The sequence below is a fragment of the Microbacterium deminutum genome, from assembly GCF_039530205.1.
Taxonomy (GTDB): Bacteria; Actinomycetota; Actinomycetes; order Actinomycetales; family Microbacteriaceae; genus Microbacterium; species Microbacterium deminutum.
In genome coordinates, this window is sequence record NZ_BAAAOG010000001.1 from 69,268 (window position 1) to 86,944 (window position 17,677).

The following is a 17,677-nucleotide window of genomic DNA, read 5'->3' on the forward strand; positions in this document are numbered from 1 at the left end:
CTGCCGCTGCGCGATGCGGCATCCCGAACCAGAGAGCGAGCATCGATGCTTCTCGAGCGAGACCTGATCCAGTCCGTCGGCTTCCGCAACGTCCGCGAGGGCGGCGTCGTGACCGGATTCCAGTTCCGGGTGCGGATGCCGTCATACCGTGGCATGGCGGCATCCCTCATCGACGGCATCGCCGTCCGCGTCGGCGATCTGGTGGATGTCGGCCCCGACGTGCCGCGCTGGACGTTCGGCGGCCGCGAGTACTCCCTCGCCGAGCTCTGGGACAGCGACGGGGTGCGGTGGCAGCTCGAAGATGCCGGGGTCGTCACGGTTCCGTTCCCCGGGGGCCTGCCCGAGGGCGTGCACGAGGTCTCGGTGGAGCTGCGGCTGCGGATGTCGTACATCCCGATCGAGCATCAGCCGAGCGTGTTCCGTGCCACCGAATACATCACGCTCACGTCCGAAGCGAACGGCGGACCGTTCCAGTACGGGGTCTCGCTGTACAGCTTCATGCACGACTACGGCACGGTCCTGGACCTCGAGACAGCGCTCGCCGCAGTGGCGGATGTCGGCGCCACCGGCGTCGAGATCCTGGGCGAAGGGCACGTGGCGAACTACCCCGAGCCGTCGACGGCGTGGATCGATCAGTGGTTCGCGCTGCTCGAGAAGTATTCGCTCGAGCCGACGAATTACGGCTCGTGGATCGACACGCGGCTGCATCCGGGCCGCACCATGTCGGTGGCCGAGGGTGCCGCCGCTCTCCAGCGCGATCTCCGCCTGGCGGGGCAGCTCGGCTTCCGATTCGTCCGCCCGAAGATCGGCGTCGTCTCGAGCGATCTGATCCCCGACCCGATCTGGACCGAGGCGGTGGAGCGCAGCCTCGACCTCGCTCACGAGCTGGATGTCGTCATCTGTCCCGAGATCCACTCGCCCACGCCCATCAGGCATCCTGTCGTCGACGACTACATCGCTCTCATCGAACGCACCGGCACGCAGCACTTCGGGCTGCTGATCGACACCGGGATCTTCCAGGACCGACCCATCCCGCTGCGGTCCGGCGAGACGCGCGAAACGCGACCCGCGTTCCTCGACGGCATCGGCGTGGACCCTGCGGACCTCCTCGACATCGGCAAGTACGTCGTCTTCGTCCAGGCGAAGTTCCACGACATCGACGAGCACCTCGTCGATCAGCAGATCCCGTGGGAGCCGGTGCTGCGCGGGCTCCGGGATGCCGGCTACACCGGCTACCTCTCCAGCGAGTACGAGGGCGAGCGCACACCCTGGCGTTCGCTCGAACAGGTCCGCCGCCAGCACTCGCTCATGCGCCAGGTCGCCGCGCGACTCTGACACCCCTTCTCGAAACGAACCGGAGCCGATCATGCCCAACGGACTCATCCACGACGACAGCCTGCGCGTCCACCCCGACGGGCTCGCGCTGTCGCTCACCATCCCGTGGTACCGAAGCCTCTGGCTGTCGTCGGTGGGCACGCTCCAGGTGACCCTCGACGGCGAACCCGTCGACTCCGCAGACCTCTCGCTCGAGCTCGCGGGCGTTCGGTACGCCCTTGAGGACCTGCCCGCACAGAGCGATGTGCTGTGGTACCTGCAGGAGCACCCGCTGCTGATCGTGAGGCGCGCCGAGCTGATAGCGCTCGGCGAGTCCCACGAGGTCGCGATCCTCGGCGAGCTGCGGCTGCCGTACATGCAGATCGCCCCGGGCCAGGACGGCGGACCGGGTATGTACGTGCCCAACGTGGTGCGCCAGACGCTGACCCTCGTCGCCACGGATCGGGATGCCGCGCCCCCGGCCCTGGTGTCGGACGTGCCGCCGCCTCCCGCCGCGACCGAGGAGGATCCCTTCAAGCTGGGTCTCACCCTCTACTCGGCCAGCGCCGAGTTCCGCGCCGGGTGGTACGACTTCGACGGTCTGCTCGACCGGGTCGCCGAGCTAGGGATCGGGCCGGGGATCGAGATCGTCGCATCGCAGGTGCTTCCCACGTATCCGGTCGTCTCCGACGAGTTCGTCCGCACCTGGCGTGCCTCGTTCGACCGGCACGGGTTCGACGAGAGCTCGTTCGGGGCGAACCTCGACATGGGCAGGCGGCGCGACAGAGACATGAGTCCCGACGAGGAGTTCGAGTTCAGCGAGCTGCTCTTCCGTGGGGCGAAGAAGCTCGGCTTTCCGCTCGTGCGCATCCAGAGCGCCAAGCCCGACCTGCTGCGGCGGCTGCTGCCGGTCGCGGAAGAGCTCGAGCTCGCGCTCGCGTACGAGATCCACGCTCCCATGGGCCAGAATGCGCCCGAGATCCTGAAGGTGCGGGACGTATACGAGCAGCTGGACTCCCCGCTGCTGGGGTTCGTCGCGGACTTCTCGTCGACGATGCACTCGATGTCGCCGACCCTGCTTCGGGCGGTGCGCCGGGCGGGACTGGATGATGACGCGGTGGAGCGCCTCCAGCAGATCTGGGCGACGGATGCCTCGATGCGCGACCGGCAGCAGGAGTTCATCGCCTATCTCCAGAGCCGCGACTTCGATCCGGGCCGCCTGGGATCGTTCGCCCATCTCGCCTTCAACATGCACGGGCACGTCGATCCCCGCGAGTGGGGGGACATCATGCCCCAGATCCTGCACGTGCATGCGAAGTTCTACGACATCGACGAGGACGGCCAGGAGCCCGCGATCGACTACCCGGAGCTCGTGCGCGTGTTCGTCGAGGGCGGCTACCGCGGCTACTGGTCGAGCGAGTGGGAGGGTCACGCGTTCGCCGAGATCGGCGAGGTCGATCCGCTCATCCTCGTGCGCAGGCAGCACGATCTGATCCGCAAGTCGATGCGCGAGCTGCAGCCGGCGTGAGGCCAGGTCGCATCCGAAGTTCGGAGGATGGACCGAACTTCGGAGCAATCGCGAGGATCGGTCCGAGGTTCGCGCGATTCGCCGAAGTTCGGATGAGCGGATGCTCGCCGGTGCGGGAGTGGACGTACGCTGCATCTCGAGCCCGGCGCCGACCACGCGCACATCAACGAACCGTCCGGCCCCACCGCGTTGCCGACGATCGAGGCCATCGCCGAGTGGATCGTCGCTCGGGCGTGTCCTTATCCGCGCCGCTCGACGGAGAGACCGAGGGAGCACCATGAGGCAGATCGACGAACTCGTCCGCGCGAGCCTGCGCGGAGCGGTCGACGGGGAAGTCCGCCCGACCGAGCGGTTCGCCGAATCCTCGATCGTGTCCACGTGGGTCGAACAGGCGCGAGAGAGGACGGCCGCGATGTCGACCAACCAGATCCACGCGCCAAGAGCCCGAACCATCCTCGGCGCTGAAGTTGCCGGCGGTAGGGCGGTGACATGAAGGTCGCGGTGGTCGGGGGAACCGGCAACATCAGCACGAGCATCGTGCGCCTTCTCCTCGACAAAGGCCACGAGGTCACGTGCGTCAACCGCGCGATGACGGCAGCGCCGGCCGACGATGTCGAGACGCTGGTCGTCGACAGACGCGACCAGGAGCGGTTCGAGGCCGTCGTCCAGAGCCGGTCGTTCGACGCCGCGATCGACGTGATCGCGTTCACGCCGGACGACGTGCGGTCCAGCATCCGAGCTTTCCGAGACGTCCGCCACGTCATCCACACCTCGACGGTGACTGTGCTGGGGGAGCAGTTCGACTGGATGCCGGTCACAGAGGATCACCCGGTGCGACCATCGGTTCCGTACGCCGCGAACAAGGCCGCGGCTGAGCGCGTGCTCCTCGAGGAGCACTATCGGTCGGGGTTCCCGGTGACGATCATCCGGCCGTCGACCACGTATGGACCGCGCCGCGCGCTGCGCCAGATCGGCATCGACAGCACCTGGGTGCACCGCATCCGAGCCGGACAGCCGATCATCAAGGTCGGCGACGGCAGTGCGACACATCACCTGCTGCACGTCGATGACGCTGCGGCCGGATTCGTCGGAGCGCTGGGCCGAGAACGGTGCGTCGGCCAGACATACCACCTTGTGCATCCGCACCACACGACCTGGGAGGAGTACCACCGAGCACTGATGCGAGCGGTGGGACGCGAGGTCGACCAGGTGGGCGTGCCCGCAGATGTGCTGCAGTCGATCGACCCGCAGCGGTTCCTCTTCGCCACCAGCATCTTCGCGCACAACATGCTCTTCAGCGCGGCGAAGATCCTGCGCGACGTCCCGGAATTCTCACCGCGGGTGACGCTCGACGCCGGTCTCGCAGAGACCGTCGCATACGTCGACGAGCATGGGCTGGGCCGGGATGCCGACGATCTCGAGGACCGGATCATCGACGCCCAGCGCTCGGTCGCAGGCGCTGTGGTTCGCTGACGCCGAGACCCGACTGGGCGACTTCCGGTGTCGCGGACGCGCATGCCGGGCTGGCTTATGCCGCATATCGAGAATACTTATGTGCATTTCTGGCACATGCTGGTCATACTGAAACGACAGCACGGTGATTCGATCAACGAGCCACCGACAACGAAGTCAGAAAGGCTGGACATGACACAGCACCGTCGCTCTCGCGTCATCCGCACCGGCGTATTCGCCGCCGTGGCCGCGGGCGCCCTCATCCTCGCAGGCTGCTCCGGTACCGGAGGCGGCGGCAGCAGTTCCGCGGGAGGCAAGGAGGAGTTCTCTCTTGCGTATGGGGTGGTGAACAGCGCCACCACAACTTCATTCAAGGCCCTCGCCGAAGCGTACATGCACGAGAACCCGAACGTCACGATCACGCTCAACGAGATCCCCAACGACTCGTACGCTCAGACGCTGACGACACAGCTCAACGCAGGCAACGCATCGGACGTCTTCCAGACGGGACCAGGCTCAGGTCAGGGAAGCAGCATCCTCACTCTCCAGAAGGCCGGTCTCATCGCCCCAGTCCCCGCTGGCACCAATGTCATCCCGGCCGGCTCCGAGAGCCAGTTCCAAGTCGACGGCAAGACCTACGGCGTCGCGCTTGGACTGACGTACGTGGGCGGAATCCTCAACGACACCACCGCAAACACCGCGGGCGTGACCTACCCCACGGATTGGGACACGCTGATCTCGGACTGCAAGTCGATCGCAGGCGGCGGCAAGTCCCTGTACGCGCTCGCCGGCGCCATGGCCCCGAACACGGGCCTCACAGCGCTGATCCTCTCGGCAACGCGCGTCTACGCCGACAACCCGAACTGGAACCAGGATCGGACCGACGGCAAGACCACGTTCGCCGGCTCCCAGGGCTGGAAAGACACTCTGCAGGCGATCGTCGACATGAACAAAGCCGGCTGCTTCCAGAAGGGCGTGGAGGGCGCCGGATTCGACGCGATCACGAATGGACTGCTCCAGGGCACCGCGCTCGCAGCGTTCGTACCGAGCGGAGCGGCGGCCGACCTGAACCGGCAGGCGCCCGATCAGAAATTCAGCATCCAGACGGTTCCGCCGGCACCGGGTGGCAAGGACTTCGGAATCGTCGGCGCAGACTACGCGATCTCGTTGAACAAGGCCGCTAAGAACGCCGACGCGGCGAACAAGTTCCTCGACTGGGCCGCGTCCGACGCGGGCCAGAAGGTCTTCGCCGACGCTGCGGGTTCGGTGCCTATCGGCTCGGATCTCTCGAAGACGATCTATGCCCCGGTCGCCGACATCATCAACAACGGCGACTATGTGCCGCTTCCTCTCACCGGCTGGCCGAACCCCGGCGTCTACGACGCCCTCGGCAGCGGAGTGCAGGGACTTCTCACCGGTCAGAAGAGCGTGGACGATGTCTTGAAGGCCATGGACACCGCCTGGGGCTGATCCGCCGGCGCGCCGCCCAGGGAGGTCTTATCCCTGGGCGGCGCGCTCCCTTCCCCACGACGAAGCAACGAAGACAGGACACCATGAGCACCACCATGTACTCCGAGACCGAGGCCCTAGTCGTTCCCAAGCGCACCCGGCAGGGCCGCCGACGCGACTCGAGCCCCCGGCGCTCGGGCGTCCTGTCCTTCGGTCACTGGTGGTGGGCGCTGCCCGGCATCCTGATGGTGTTCGCGATCCACTACGTCGCCACGGCGATCGGAGCGGCCTTCGCCTTCACGAACTGGACTGGAATCGGGTCGTTCGAGTGGATCGGCTTCCAGAACTTCGTCAAGATCGCACAGAACCCGGTGATGGTCGGCGCCGTCATCAACACGCTCTTCCTTGCGGTCATGTCGGTCATCCTCGTGAACGTCGTCGGCCTGGCGCTGGCGCTGGGTCTGAACCGTCTCGTAAAAACGCGCTATGTCCTGCGCGTGCTGTTCTTCATGCCGGTCGTCCTGAGCCCGCTCGCTGTCTCGTACATATGGAAGTTCATCTTCGATTACAACGGGCCGCTGAACGCCTTCTTGACCGCGATCGGACTGCAGTCCTGGGTGAAGCCCTGGCTTGCGGATCCATCACTCGCCATCTGGGCGATTCTCGTCGTCATCGTCTGGCAGCAGACCGGATTCGCGATGGTCATCTACATGGCGGGCCTCGCCTCGGTCCCGCCGGAGATCGAAGAAGCCGCCGCGATCGACGGCGCCGGACTGTGGCAGCGGTTCTGGCATGTGGTGCTGCCCGCGATCCGCCCCGCCGTGGCGATAGCGACGACGCTCGGCATCGTCAACGGTCTGCGGATCTTCGACCAGATCATGGCGCTGACGGGCGGTGGGCCGGCCGGTGCCACCGAGACACTCGCAACGCAGGTCTACAAGCAGGCATTCGCTCTCAGCAATTTCAGCTACGGCGCGGCACTCGCGCTGATCCTCACCCTCATCATCCTGGTCTTCGCGATCCTGCAGCAGCGCGTCACCCAGAGCCGGCCCGAGGAGGCCTGAGATGTTCCGCTACACGAAGTTGACCCTCCTGCGCGAGGTCCTCCTCTGGGTGCTCGCGGCGGTCTTCCTGCTGCCGTTCTACTTCCTCATCGCGACGGCGCTGAAACCCGACAGCGAGATCTACACCACCTCGCCGGTCGCGTGGCCTAAGAGCCCGACGCTGGCGAGCTTCGGCTCGGCGTTCACAGGACAGGGCAACGCCAACATCGTGACCGGCCTCATCAACAGCGTGATCATGACCGCCGGGTCGATCCTGGGGCTCGTGCTGCTCGGCGCACTCACCGGCTACGTCCTCTCCCGCAGCACCCGCCGCTGGAGCCGAGGCGCCTATTACCTGTTCCTGATCGCCATCGTGCTGCCCACCCAGCTCGGCACGGTGCCGCTGTACATCGGCGCCCGAACCATCGGGCTGACCGGGACCCTGTGGGGCATGATCATCCTCTACACCGGCATGCTGCTGCCGCTGTCGATCTTCCTCTACGCCGGCTTCTTCCGTCAGCTCGGCACGGAATACGAGGAGGCCGCAGCGATCGACGGTGCCAGCAAGACCCAGATCTTCTTCAGTATCGTGCTGCCGCTGATGTCGCCGGCGACAGGCACCGTCGCGATCCTGGCGGGCCTCATCGTGTGGAACGACTTCTTCACCGCCCTCATCTTCCTCGGCGGCTCGCAGAACCAGACCCTGCCGGTATCGATGTATTACTTCATCGGCTCGCTCGTCTCGAAGTGGAACTCCATCTTCGCGATCGTCATCATCTCGATGATCCCGATCCTGGCGTTCTACCTGTTCGCCCAGAAGCGCTTCATCCAGGGCTTCGCCGGCGGGCTCAAAGGCTGATGGGCACCGACAACCGCGCTGCATTCGAACGATTCGTCCACCTCTTCTACACGCAGAAGCGGGTGGCGGATGCCTTCGCCTACCTCGTCGCGGACGACTACCGGCAGCACAATCCGACCATTCCCGACGGCCCAGCAGCCGCGGTGGAGATGCTGACGCCGAAGTTCGACGGATCGCCCGACGCCCGGTTCGAGGTGCAGCGGATCCTGGTCGACGGCGATCTCGCGATGGTCCATGTGAAAGCCTCCCGTCCCGGCGCTCCCGACGCCGCGGTCGCGGACATCTATCGATTCGAGGACGGCCGGATCGTCGAGCACTGGGACGTGCTTCAGCAGGTTCCCGTGCATGCCGCCCACGACCATCCGATGTTCTGACCACCGAAGGACGCCCCGTGTATCAGCTATCACCCAACATCGAACTCCTCTTCACCGAGGCCGGCGATTACCACGACCGCGTGCGCGCGGCCGCGGCATCCGGATTCACCGCCGTCGAGATGTGGGGGCCGACCGGCGTCGACGCACCCGCGACGCCCAAGGACCTGCCCGCACTGAAGGCCGCGCTCGAAGAGACCGGCACCCAGCTGACCGCGCAGCTGGCCGAGCCGCGCACGCAGTTCATGATCCCGCCGTGGGATCACTCGGAGTTCTACCGCAAGCTCGACGAGGGTGTGGAGATCGCCCACTTCCTCGGCACTCCCCGCCTCGTCGTCGGCAGCGGCACCGGATTCGGCGGCTGGAAGCGTCAGGTGCAGCTCGACAAGCTCATCGAGATCTACCAGAAGGCGATCGCGCAGATCGATGGCTCAGGGATCACCCTGGTCCTGGAACCGGTCAACGTGCGCGTCGACCACCCCGGATCGCTGCTGGATCGCACAAGCGAGGCCGTCTACATCGCGCGCGGTGTCGACTCGCCGTTCTTCGGCGTGCTCTACGACCTCTACCACTCCACCGTCGAGGGGGAGGATGTCGCGAGCGAGCTCGCGAACGCGGGAGACCTCATCCGCTACGTGCAGATCGCCGACGCACCCGGGCGCGGCGAGCCCGGCACTGGCTCGATCGACTGGCCCTCCTCGCTCGCGATACTGCGCTCGTCGGGGTACGACGGGCCGATCGGTCTCGAGTACTACCCGCAGACCGCGTCGGAGGAGTCGGTGGCCTACATCCGAGGGTTGGCTGAGACCGCATGAGCGGACGGGACTATCCGGATTCCGTCGATGTGGCGATCGTCGGCAGCGGTCCGACCGGCGCCGCGTACGCCCGCATCCTGAGCGAACGGGCACCTGGAGCGACCATCGCGATGTTCGAGGTCGGACCGACCGTGTCGGACCCGCCTGGCGCCCATGTGAAGAACATCGAGGACCCGGCTCGCCGTTCGGAGGCGCAAAAGGGTTCGCAGGGTCCTGGCTCCCACGAGGCGACGGTGGCCTCGCCAGGCGCCGTCAAGAGCGGCCAGCGCATCGGGCGCCCTGGTACCTTCCTGCTGCCGGAAGGCTACCGGTTCGAGGGCGAGGACGGCCTGCCCGTCGCAGCGATGTCGAGCAACGTCGGCGGGATGGCCGCGCACTGGACCGCCGCGTGCCCGCGGCCGGGCGGCACCGAGCGGATCGAGTTCCTCGACGATCTCGACGAGCTGCTCGACGAGGGCGACCGACTGCTCGACGTGACGACCGATGCCTTCGACGGCTCGCCGTTCGGCGGGCTCGTCCGCGACCGGCTCTCGGCCGCGGTCGACGAGGGCCGTGATGAGCGGTTGCGCGTGCAGCGGATGCCGCTCGCCGTCCATCGACGCGACGACGGCCGCCTGGTGTGGTCGGGGTCGGATGTCGTGCTCGGCGACGTCACCCGCGCGAATCCGAACTTCGGGCTGCACGACGAGTCGCTGGTCACCCGGGTGCTCGTGGAAAACGGGCACGCGGCCGGCGTCGAGGTGCGGGACCTCCGGACCGGCGACTTGCACCCCGTGCGGGCGCGCTTCGTCGTGGTGGCCGCGGATGCGCTGCGCACCCCGCAGGTGCTGTGGTCGTCCGGAATCCGGCCAGACGCGCTCGGCCGATACCTCAACGACCAGGCGCAGGTCGTGTTCGCCACACGCCTGCGCGACCTGCCTGACCTGGAGACCGAGCTGCCGGCGAACGGCACACTTGCGGAGTACAGCGGTGTCAGCTGGGTGCCGTTCACCGACGACATGCCCTTCCATGGACAGGTCATGCAGCTGGACGCATCGCCCGTTCCGCTCGCCGAGGACGACACCGTTCAGCCGGGCTCGATCGTGGGCATCGGACTGTTCTGCGCGAAAGACCTGCAGCGCGAGGACCGCGTCGTGTTCGACGACGAACACCCGGATGCGTATGGGATGCCGGCCATCGGCATCCACTACCGCCTCACCGAGCGCGATCACGCCGTGCTCGACCGCGCGCGCGAAGAGATCGTGCGGCTCGGTGCCGCGATCGGCGACCCGCTCGACCCCCGTCCTTTCACGATGCCGCTCGGCGCCTCACTGCACTATCAGGGCACCACACGCATGGGCGAGATGGACGACGGTCGGAGTGTCTGCGGGCCCGACAGCGAAGTGTGGGGGGTGCCGGGTCTGTTCGTCGCTGGAAACGGCGTGATTCCCACCGCGACCGCGTGCAATCCGACGCTCACGAGCGTGGCGCTCGCCGTGCGGGGGGCGAGGCGCATCGCCGCGGAGCTGAATGGCCGAAGTCGTTGAGCGACGCTTCGACTCGCTTCGCTCGCCCAGTGCGGGTCTTCCCGACACGAACGCACTGGACCTTTCGCACACATATTGCTTATGTCTAAATCAGACATTAGACTGTAGAAACACGGACAAAGTAGTCAAGGAGGCGGATGTGATCCCCGACCGCATCATCGAGCAGGGCACGCTCACGACGGACGGCGACAGGGCCGCCGTCGAAGTCCGACTGCCCTGGTACCGCGCCCTGCCCGGCTCCTGCATCGCCGGGGCCAGGCTGAGCGTGGATGGACACGAGGCTCCTGCGGAGTCGCTGCGATGGAGCATGAACGGCCGCGAGTTCCGCTTCGACGAGCTCGTGGACGAGACGGGCGAGTGGTGGTTCCCCACCGACTCCGCGGTGCTCTCCGGCGATCTGCCGGTCGACGACGCGGCCGAGCACGAGGTGCGCGTCGACCTCACGCTCTACATCCCGTACATCATCATCGGCGACGGCGAGACGCTGCACATCGAAGAGCACGACACCAAGACCATGAAGGCGGCAGCAGCATGACCGGCAGCACCGTGAAGGGCACGCCCATCCAGGGCGTCACGCTCTACAGCTTCACCCGTGCGTTCCACGGCCGCGAGTACGACCTCGAGGGGCTGATCCGCAAGGTCGCTGCGGACGGCTACGGCCCCGGGCTCGAGGTCATCGGGTTCTCGAGCTTCCGCGGATTCCCCGAGATCGAGGACTCGTTCGCCGGCTGGTTCCGAGACCTCGTGGCAGAAGTCGGACTGGTCACGACCTCTCTCGCCGTGAACGCCGATATCGGCATCCATCGCGATCGCCTGCTCACGCAGGACGAGCTGATCGAGTACATGACCCGGCAGATCAAGGCGGCCGCGAAGCTCGGCTTCCCGATCGCCCGCGTGCAGATCTCCATCGAACCCGACTCGATGGAGGCTCTCGCCCCGATCGCCGAGGAGCACGGCGTCACGCTGGCACTCGAGGTCCACGCCGATCAGTACGCGTCGCACCCGCGCATCCTCGCCCTTCGCGATCGCTTCGAGAAGGTGGGATCGCCGTTCCTCGGCTTCACCGCCGACTGGGGCGCCACCACCGTCGGCTTCGCGCCGTCGCTGGTCGAGGCCTACCGGCGCCGCGGCGCGTCCGAGGAACTCCTCGGCAAGGTCGTGGATCTCTGGAACAGCTACTACGAGCAGGGTCCGCCCGCCGACCAGGCCGACCACGGCCAGCGGTTCGGCTCGTTCATCGGTCTTGCGGCCCAGAACGGTCGCCCCGACCTCGGCATCGACTTCGCCATCAACGGCACCGGCTTGTTCGGCCCGGCGCGGGTGGAGGACTGGCTCCAGATCATGCCGTGGATCCGCCACGTGCACGGCAAGTTCTTCGGCATCGACGAGCACGGCGAAGAGCCGTCGGTCCCGGTCCGCGACCTCATCCGGCTCCTGGTCGAGAACGGCTACTCCGGTGCGATCTCCAGCGAGTACGAGGGCTGGCACTGGAACCACTGGCAGAGCCCATTCGAGATCATCGCCGGCGAGCAGGCCGTGCAGCGGTCAGCGGCCGCCGACGCCGGCTCGCGCATGATCACGGATGCCGCCGAGGCTCGCGCGCAGCTGGCGGGATGGCTCGCCCCGACATCGGTCGTTGAGCGGGCCGAAGGCGAGTCGAAACGCAGAGACGAAACGCAGGGAGCAATCGCATGACTGACGACAACGGCATCGCCGGCACCGGCATCAAGCTGGGAATCACGCTCTACTCGCTGACGAGTGAGTTCGCAGCGGGGATCTACACACCCGAGACCCTCATCAAGGCGGCGGCCGACCATGGCCTCGGCCCTGGCATCGAGTTCAACATCGCCCAGATGCTGCGCTCGTATCCGGATGTCGACGACGAGTTCGTGAAGATCTGGTTCGACAGCATGGATCGCTACGGCCTCGAGCCGAGCGCGGTCGGCACGAACCTCGACATGGGGCGTCGTAAGGACCGCGACATGACACCCGACGAGGAGCACGACTTCCTCGCCCGGCAGCTCAAGACCGCGAACACGCTCGGCTTCAAGAAGATCGTCATCCGCTCGGCGGGCAAGGAGCTGCTGCGCAGCCTCCTCCCGCTCGCGGAGAAATACGACCAGAAGCTCGGCTACGAGATCCACGCCCCGTCGGGTCCGAACAATCCGCAGGTGCTGCAGATCCGCGAGCTGTACGCAGAGCTCGACAGCGACCGGCTCGGCTTCACCGCGGACTTCTCGTCGACGATGCACAGCCTCTCGCCTACCCTGCTGCGCACGCTCGGTCAGATGGGGATGCCGGAGGAGTACTTCGGCGTGATGGACGAGATCTGGCACGAGCCGACGCCGATGCATGTGCGGAACCAGAAGTTCGAGGACTTCCTGACCTCGGAGGACTTCGACTTCGCGCGGCTCGGGCCGTTCACGCGCCTGGCGTTCAACATGCACGGACTCGTGCCGCCGGAGGAGTGGCTCGACATCATGCCGCAGATCTTCCACGTGCACGCGAAGTTCTACGACATCGACGAGAACGGCGACGAGCCCGCCATGGACATCCCCCGGATCGTCCGGCAGTTCGTCGAGGGCGGGTACCAGGGCTACCTCTCCAGCGAGTGGGAGGGTCACGCGTTCTCCGACCTCGGCGAGAGCGACCCGATCGATCTCGTCCAGAAGCAGCACCTGCTGATGCGCCGTGCGATCGAAGACACCGTGGCCGCGGCATCCGCCACGGTCTGAGACTGCCGGAGCAAGGGAGCGTGCCCATGTCGGAAACCATCACCGAGCCGTCCTTCGCCGACCTGCGCGCCGAGCTCGAAGAACTGCGCGGCGCGCTGGCCGAGGTCACGAGGATCGCGCGGTCGGCTCAGGACCGCGGCGCCGTCGAGAACGTCTTCAGCCGGTACATGTACCTGCACAACGCGTTCCAGGACGAGCAGATCATTCCGCTCTGGGTCAAGCGCGGCACCGAAGGCATCCGCGCCCGCTACACGAACGCCGGCGAGTACACCGAGTACGACAGCGTCATCCGCTACCACCAGGGTCGCCCGTCTCCGGTCGGCAAGCTCATCCTGCACGCCACAACGACGCCCGTCATCGAGGTGGCCGGTGACGGCGATACCGCCAAGGGCGTGTGGCTCATGGCCGGAACCGAGTCGGGCCTGACGGATCCCGAGGTCGCCAAGGAGTTCCCCGACATGTACTCACCCGGCGAGGTGCTGGGCAAGAGAGTCTGGGCGCACTGGGTCTGGTGCAAGTACGCGATCGACTTCCTCAAACAGGACGGCGAGTGGAAGATCTGGAAGTTCCGCTGCTACGAGCTGGCCCGCGCACCGTTCGAGGAGAACTGGATCAGCTTCGGCCTGAAGAACCAGGGCGCATTCGATCTCGACCTGATGTACTTCGGCGACGACGGCAAGCCCGTGTTCATGCCGCCCGCCGACCAGCCCGTGGTCTCGAAGAACCACCCGTACAGCCCGTCGACCGTGCAGACGCTCGAGCCGGTCCCGCCGGTGCCGCACGACACGTTCACCGACACCTTCCACTGACCTCTCTCCCGATCAAGGAGCCTGCCATGGCCACCCACAACTCCCTCTTCTCCGACAAGGACGTCCGTCGTCGCGATGACGCCATCGCCGTCTCGGTGCAGCTTCCCTGGTACCGGAGCCTCTGGCTGTCCGCCGTCGACGATGTCGCGGCATCCGTCAACGGCGTCGCAGTGCCGAAGGAGGATCTGCGCTTCGAGCTGAACGGCACGAGCTACCGCATCGAGGAGCTGCCCGAGCAGTGGGACACCCTCTGGTTCGTCGCCGACAGACCCGAGGTCGTGATCCCGCTGGACCACACCCCCGAGACCGGTGAGAAGCTGACCGTGGAGGTCGTGCTGACCATGCGCCTGCTCTACATGCAGATCATGCCCGGCGTCGACGGCGGCCCGGGACGCTACGTGACCAACCGCGTCCCGGTCGAGCGCGAGGTCGTGCTCGCATGACCCTGCGTGTGGCGATGATCGGCTACGGCTTCATGGGCGCCACCCATTCGGTCGGGTGGCGGCAGGCGCCTCGCATGTTCGATCTGCCCGACGCCGTCGAGATGACCGTGGTCGTGGGCCGGAGTGCGGATGCCGTGGCCGCAGCCGCCGAGAAGTGGGGCTGGGCCGAGTCCGCCACCGACTGGCGAGAGGTCATCGCGCGCGACGACATCGACATCGTCGACATCGTCACGCCGGGCGACTCGCACGCCGAGATCGCGATCGCGGCTCTGGACGCCGGCAAGCACGTGCTGTGCGAGAAGCCGCTCGCGAACACGGTCGAAGAGGCCGAGGCGATGACGGATGCCGCCGCCCGAGCCACTTCGCGCGGCGTGCGCTCGATGGTGGGGTTCACGTATCGTCGCGTCCCCGCGGTGACCTTTCTGCGTGACCTCATCGCCGAGGGTGTCGTCGGCACGGTCCAACAGGTGCGCGCCGCATACCGGCAGGACTGGCTCGTCGATCCCCAGATGCCCCTGGCCTGGCGCCTGCAGAAGGAGCACGCCGGTTCCGGCGCACTCGGCGACATCGGCGCGCACATCATCGACATGACGCAGTTCGTGACGGGGCAGACCGTCGACGCCGTCTCGGGAACGATCGAGACGATCGTCAAGGAGCGCCCACTGCTCGGCTCGGGTTCCGGATTGTCCGGCACGGCCGCGGAGGGGTTCGGCGAGGTCACCGTCGACGACGTCGCGATCTTCACGGGGCGACTGTCCGGCGGCGCGCTCGGCTCATTCGAGGCGACTCGCTTCGCGACTGGTCGCAAGAACGCCCTGACGATCGAGGTGTCGGGCGACAAGGGCGCGCTCGCCTTCGATCTCGAAGACCTCAACAGCCTGCAGTTCTACGACCGCACCGCGCCCGATGATCGCCAGGGTTTCACCAAGATCCTGGTGACCGAGGCCGTCCACCCCTACGTGTCGGCATGGTGGCCGGCCGGCCACATGCTCGGGTACGAGCACGGCTTCAGCCACCAGGTCGTCGATCTCGTCACGGCGATCGCCGAGGGCGGCGACCCGCACCCGAATTTCGCGGAAGGCCTCTCTGTGCAGCGCGTGCTCGACGCGGTGGAGCGGTCGAGCGAGAACGATTCCGCCTGGGTCCGCGTCGCCGCGGATGTCGCTCTCGGTCGTTGAGCGAGCCGCAGGCGAGACGAAACGCCCACCCGAAGCGCACGAAGGAGTCAAGAATGGCGCGTCCTGTCACCCTGTTCACCGGCCAGTGGGCCGATCTGCCGTTCGAGGAGGTGGCCCGTCTCGCCGGCGAGTGGGGCTACGACGGCCTCGAGATCGCGTGCTGGGGCGATCACCTCGACGTCTCGCGCTGGGATGACGACGGCTATGTGCAGAGCCGGCTCGACATCCTCGAGCGCAACGGCCTGAAGGTGTTCGCGATCTCGAACCACCTCACCGGGCAGGCCGTCTGCGACGACCCCATCGACGAGCGCCACCGCGACATCCTGCCTCCCCGCGTGTGGGGCGACGGCGACCCCGAGGGCGTGCGCCGGCGCGCCGCGGAAGACCTCAAGAACACCGCTCGCTTTGCCGCCAAGCTCGGGGTGAAAACGGTGAACGGCTTCTCGGGCTCGTCCATCTGGAAGGCGGTCGCGATGTTTCCGCCGGCCTCCGACGAATTCATCGCGCGCGGCTACCAGGACTTCGCTGACCGCTTCAACCCGATCCTCGACGTCTTCGAAGAGGTCGGCGTGCGGTTCGCACTCGAAGTCCATCCCTCCGAGATCGCGTACGACTACTGGACCGCGAAAGACACCCTCGACGCCATCGGCCACCGCCCGAGCTTCGGGTTCAATTTCGACCCATCGCATTTCGTGTGGCAGCAGCTGGACTATGTGGCGTTCGTCCTCGACTTCGCCGACCAGATCTTCCACGTGCACGTCAAGGAATCGATCACGAATCTCGACGGCCGCAACGGTGTGCTCGGATCGCATCGGCCCTGGGCCGACCCGCGCCGAGGCTGGACGTTCGTGTCGACGGGTCACGGCGCCGTGCGATGGGAGCCGCTCTTCCGTGCGCTGAACGCGGTCGGCTACGAGGGTCCTACCAGCGTGGAATGGGAGGACGCCGGAATGGATCGGATGATCGGCGCGCCGGAGGCGCTCGCGTTCGTGCGCAGGCTCGCCGAGATCACTCCACCCGCAGCCGCGTTCGACGCCGCGTTCTCGACGAAGTAGCTGCTGCGCCCCACCCCCTCGTATGGGGTTTGGGGCGGAGTCGGTCCGTTGGGGCGCGATGATCACGCCCCAACGGACGAGATGCGCCCCAGATCGACTCAGGATGCGTCGCGCTGCGCGATGAGCTGGGCGCGAACGAGCTCCATCGTCTCGAGTACCTCGATCGTGGCAGACACGGGGTGGAAGGGATGCTCCCGATCTCCCGCGAGGATCGCCTCGCAGGCGGCTCGGAACATCGGCACATACCCTGCGCCCTCTTGCTCGAACTCGATGTCTTCGATGCGGGGCGGCTGCGGTGGGGTCCCGGTCATGAGTCGCAGGCTGCGGGGAGCGAACAGCATCTCGCCGAAGGCGATGCTGCCCGCTGTGCCGCCGACCGAGCCGCGTGGCGGGATCGCGTAGGTGATCGAGGTCGTCAGCTGTGCCGTCGCCCCGTTCATGTACGACAGGGTGTACGACTCGTGCAGGTCGACGTCATCGGGTCTGATCTCGCCGATCGTGCTGACCGCGTCCGGGACTCCGAGGAACAGGTGCGCAAGTGCGATCGTGTACACGCCCATATCGAACAGCGCGCCGCCGCCGAGCTCGGCGACCCAGAATCTCTCCGGGCCGTCCCCGGGCACAGGATAGCCGAGCCCCGCCTGCACGAACATGGGCGTCCCGATAGCACCGGACTCGACGAGTTCGAGGGCGCGGCGCATGCTCGGGGCGAACTTCATCCACATCGCCTCCATGAGGAAGACGTCCTGCTCGACCGAGAGACTCTTCAGCTCGCGCGCTTCGGCGGCCGTCATGGTGAGCGGCTTCTCGCACAGCACGTGCTTCCCCGCGCGCAAGGCCTCGCTCGCGTAGCGGAAGTGCGTGCCGTGCGGGGTGGCGATGTAGATCGCATCGACGGTCATGTCGGCGCACAGCGCGGTGAAGTCGGCGTATCCGCGCTCGATGCCCCACTCGGCCGCGAAGGCATCCGCGGACTCCTCGCTGCGCGAGCAGACGGCGACGATCTCCGCCCGCGGGACCAGGCGCAGGTCGCCCAGCGTCCTTCGGGCGATTCCGCCGGTGCCTACGATGGCCCAGCGAACAGTCGAATCAGCCATCAG

Annotated in this window: 17 protein-coding genes; 16 read left to right on the forward strand and 1 reads right to left on the reverse strand. The window is 66.8% G+C overall.

All coding sequences use genetic code 11. The annotated features are described in order from the left end of the window. Positions 1-45: 45 nt before the first annotated feature. From ABD212_RS00345 to ABD212_RS00420, 16 genes are all read left to right on the forward strand, one after another. Positions 46-1,335 (forward strand): C-glycoside deglycosidase beta subunit domain-containing protein, encoded by a 1,290-nt coding sequence (locus ABD212_RS00345; RefSeq protein ID WP_344090005.1) that lies wholly within the window; start codon positions 46-48, stop codon positions 1,333-1,335. A gap of 31 nt (positions 1,336-1,366) precedes the next feature. After that, positions 1,367-2,842, forward strand: coding sequence for a C-glycoside deglycosidase beta subunit domain-containing protein (locus ABD212_RS00350; protein WP_344090007.1), 1,476 nt, complete (start codon positions 1,367-1,369; stop codon positions 2,840-2,842). 489 nt (positions 2,843-3,331) lie between these two features. After that, on the forward strand, positions 3,332-4,315 hold the full coding sequence (locus tag ABD212_RS00355) for an NAD-dependent epimerase/dehydratase family protein (protein ID WP_344090008.1): 984 nt from the start codon (positions 3,332-3,334) through the stop codon (positions 4,313-4,315). A gap of 171 nt (positions 4,316-4,486) precedes the next feature. After that, positions 4,487-5,764, forward strand: coding sequence for an ABC transporter substrate-binding protein (locus ABD212_RS00360; RefSeq protein ID WP_344090010.1), 1,278 nt, complete (start codon positions 4,487-4,489; stop codon positions 5,762-5,764). Positions 5,765-5,847: 83 nt separating this feature from the next. After that, a complete protein-coding gene (locus ABD212_RS00365; RefSeq protein ID WP_344090012.1) occupies positions 5,848-6,807 on the forward strand; it encodes a carbohydrate ABC transporter permease in 960 nt (319 codons plus the stop codon). Between the two features lies 1 nt (position 6,808). Next, the gene (locus ABD212_RS00370) at positions 6,809-7,645 is read left to right on the forward strand and encodes a carbohydrate ABC transporter permease (RefSeq protein ID WP_344090014.1); all 837 of its coding nucleotides are present in this window, start codon (positions 6,809-6,811) and stop codon (positions 7,643-7,645) included. Beyond that, positions 7,645-8,019 (forward strand): nuclear transport factor 2 family protein, encoded by a 375-nt coding sequence (locus tag ABD212_RS00375; protein WP_344090016.1) that lies wholly within the window; start codon positions 7,645-7,647, stop codon positions 8,017-8,019. The genes ABD212_RS00370 and ABD212_RS00375 overlap by 1 nt, the downstream gene beginning before the upstream one ends. 17 nt (positions 8,020-8,036) lie before the next feature. After that, positions 8,037-8,831 (forward strand): TIM barrel protein, encoded by a 795-nt coding sequence (locus ABD212_RS00380; protein WP_344090018.1) that lies wholly within the window; start codon positions 8,037-8,039, stop codon positions 8,829-8,831. Next, a complete protein-coding gene (locus ABD212_RS00385) occupies positions 8,828-10,357 on the forward strand; it encodes a GMC oxidoreductase (protein WP_344090020.1) in 1,530 nt (509 codons plus the stop codon). The genes ABD212_RS00380 and ABD212_RS00385 overlap by 4 nt, the downstream gene beginning before the upstream one ends. A gap of 139 nt (positions 10,358-10,496) precedes the next feature. Beyond that, on the forward strand, positions 10,497-10,892 hold the full coding sequence (locus tag ABD212_RS00390; protein WP_344090022.1) for a C-glycoside deglycosidase beta subunit domain-containing protein: 396 nt from the start codon (positions 10,497-10,499) through the stop codon (positions 10,890-10,892). After that, positions 10,889-12,052: a sugar phosphate isomerase/epimerase family protein gene (locus tag ABD212_RS00395; protein ID WP_344090024.1), complete on the forward strand. Its 1,164-nt coding sequence runs from the start codon at positions 10,889-10,891 to the stop codon at positions 12,050-12,052. The genes ABD212_RS00390 and ABD212_RS00395 overlap by 4 nt, the downstream gene beginning before the upstream one ends. Beyond that, entirely contained in the window at positions 12,049-13,092 is a 1,044-nt protein-coding gene (locus ABD212_RS00400; RefSeq protein WP_344090026.1) for a sugar phosphate isomerase/epimerase family protein, read from the forward strand. Before ABD212_RS00395 ends, ABD212_RS00400 begins: the two co-directional genes overlap by 4 nt. 26 nt (positions 13,093-13,118) lie before the next feature. Continuing rightward, on the forward strand, positions 13,119-13,901 hold the full coding sequence (locus ABD212_RS00405; protein ID WP_344090028.1) for a nuclear transport factor 2 family protein: 783 nt from the start codon (positions 13,119-13,121) through the stop codon (positions 13,899-13,901). Positions 13,902-13,927: 26 nt separating this feature from the next. Beyond that, entirely contained in the window at positions 13,928-14,344 is a 417-nt protein-coding gene (locus ABD212_RS00410) for a C-glycoside deglycosidase beta subunit domain-containing protein (RefSeq protein ID WP_344090030.1), read from the forward strand. After that, positions 14,341-15,522 carry a Gfo/Idh/MocA family protein gene (locus ABD212_RS00415; RefSeq protein WP_344090033.1) on the forward strand — a complete coding sequence of 394 codons (1,182 nt, stop codon included), beginning with the start codon at positions 14,341-14,343 and terminating at the stop codon, positions 15,520-15,522. The genes ABD212_RS00410 and ABD212_RS00415 overlap by 4 nt, the downstream gene beginning before the upstream one ends. 53 nt (positions 15,523-15,575) lie before the next feature. Then, a complete protein-coding gene (locus ABD212_RS00420) occupies positions 15,576-16,577 on the forward strand; it encodes a sugar phosphate isomerase/epimerase family protein (protein WP_344090035.1) in 1,002 nt (333 codons plus the stop codon). Between the two features lie 98 nt (positions 16,578-16,675). On the opposite strand, the gene ABD212_RS00425 is transcribed toward ABD212_RS00420, so the two are convergent. After that, positions 16,676-17,674, reverse strand: coding sequence for a Gfo/Idh/MocA family protein (locus tag ABD212_RS00425; protein WP_344090037.1), 999 nt, complete (start codon positions 17,672-17,674; stop codon positions 16,676-16,678). Positions 17,675-17,677: the final 3 nt, after the last annotated feature.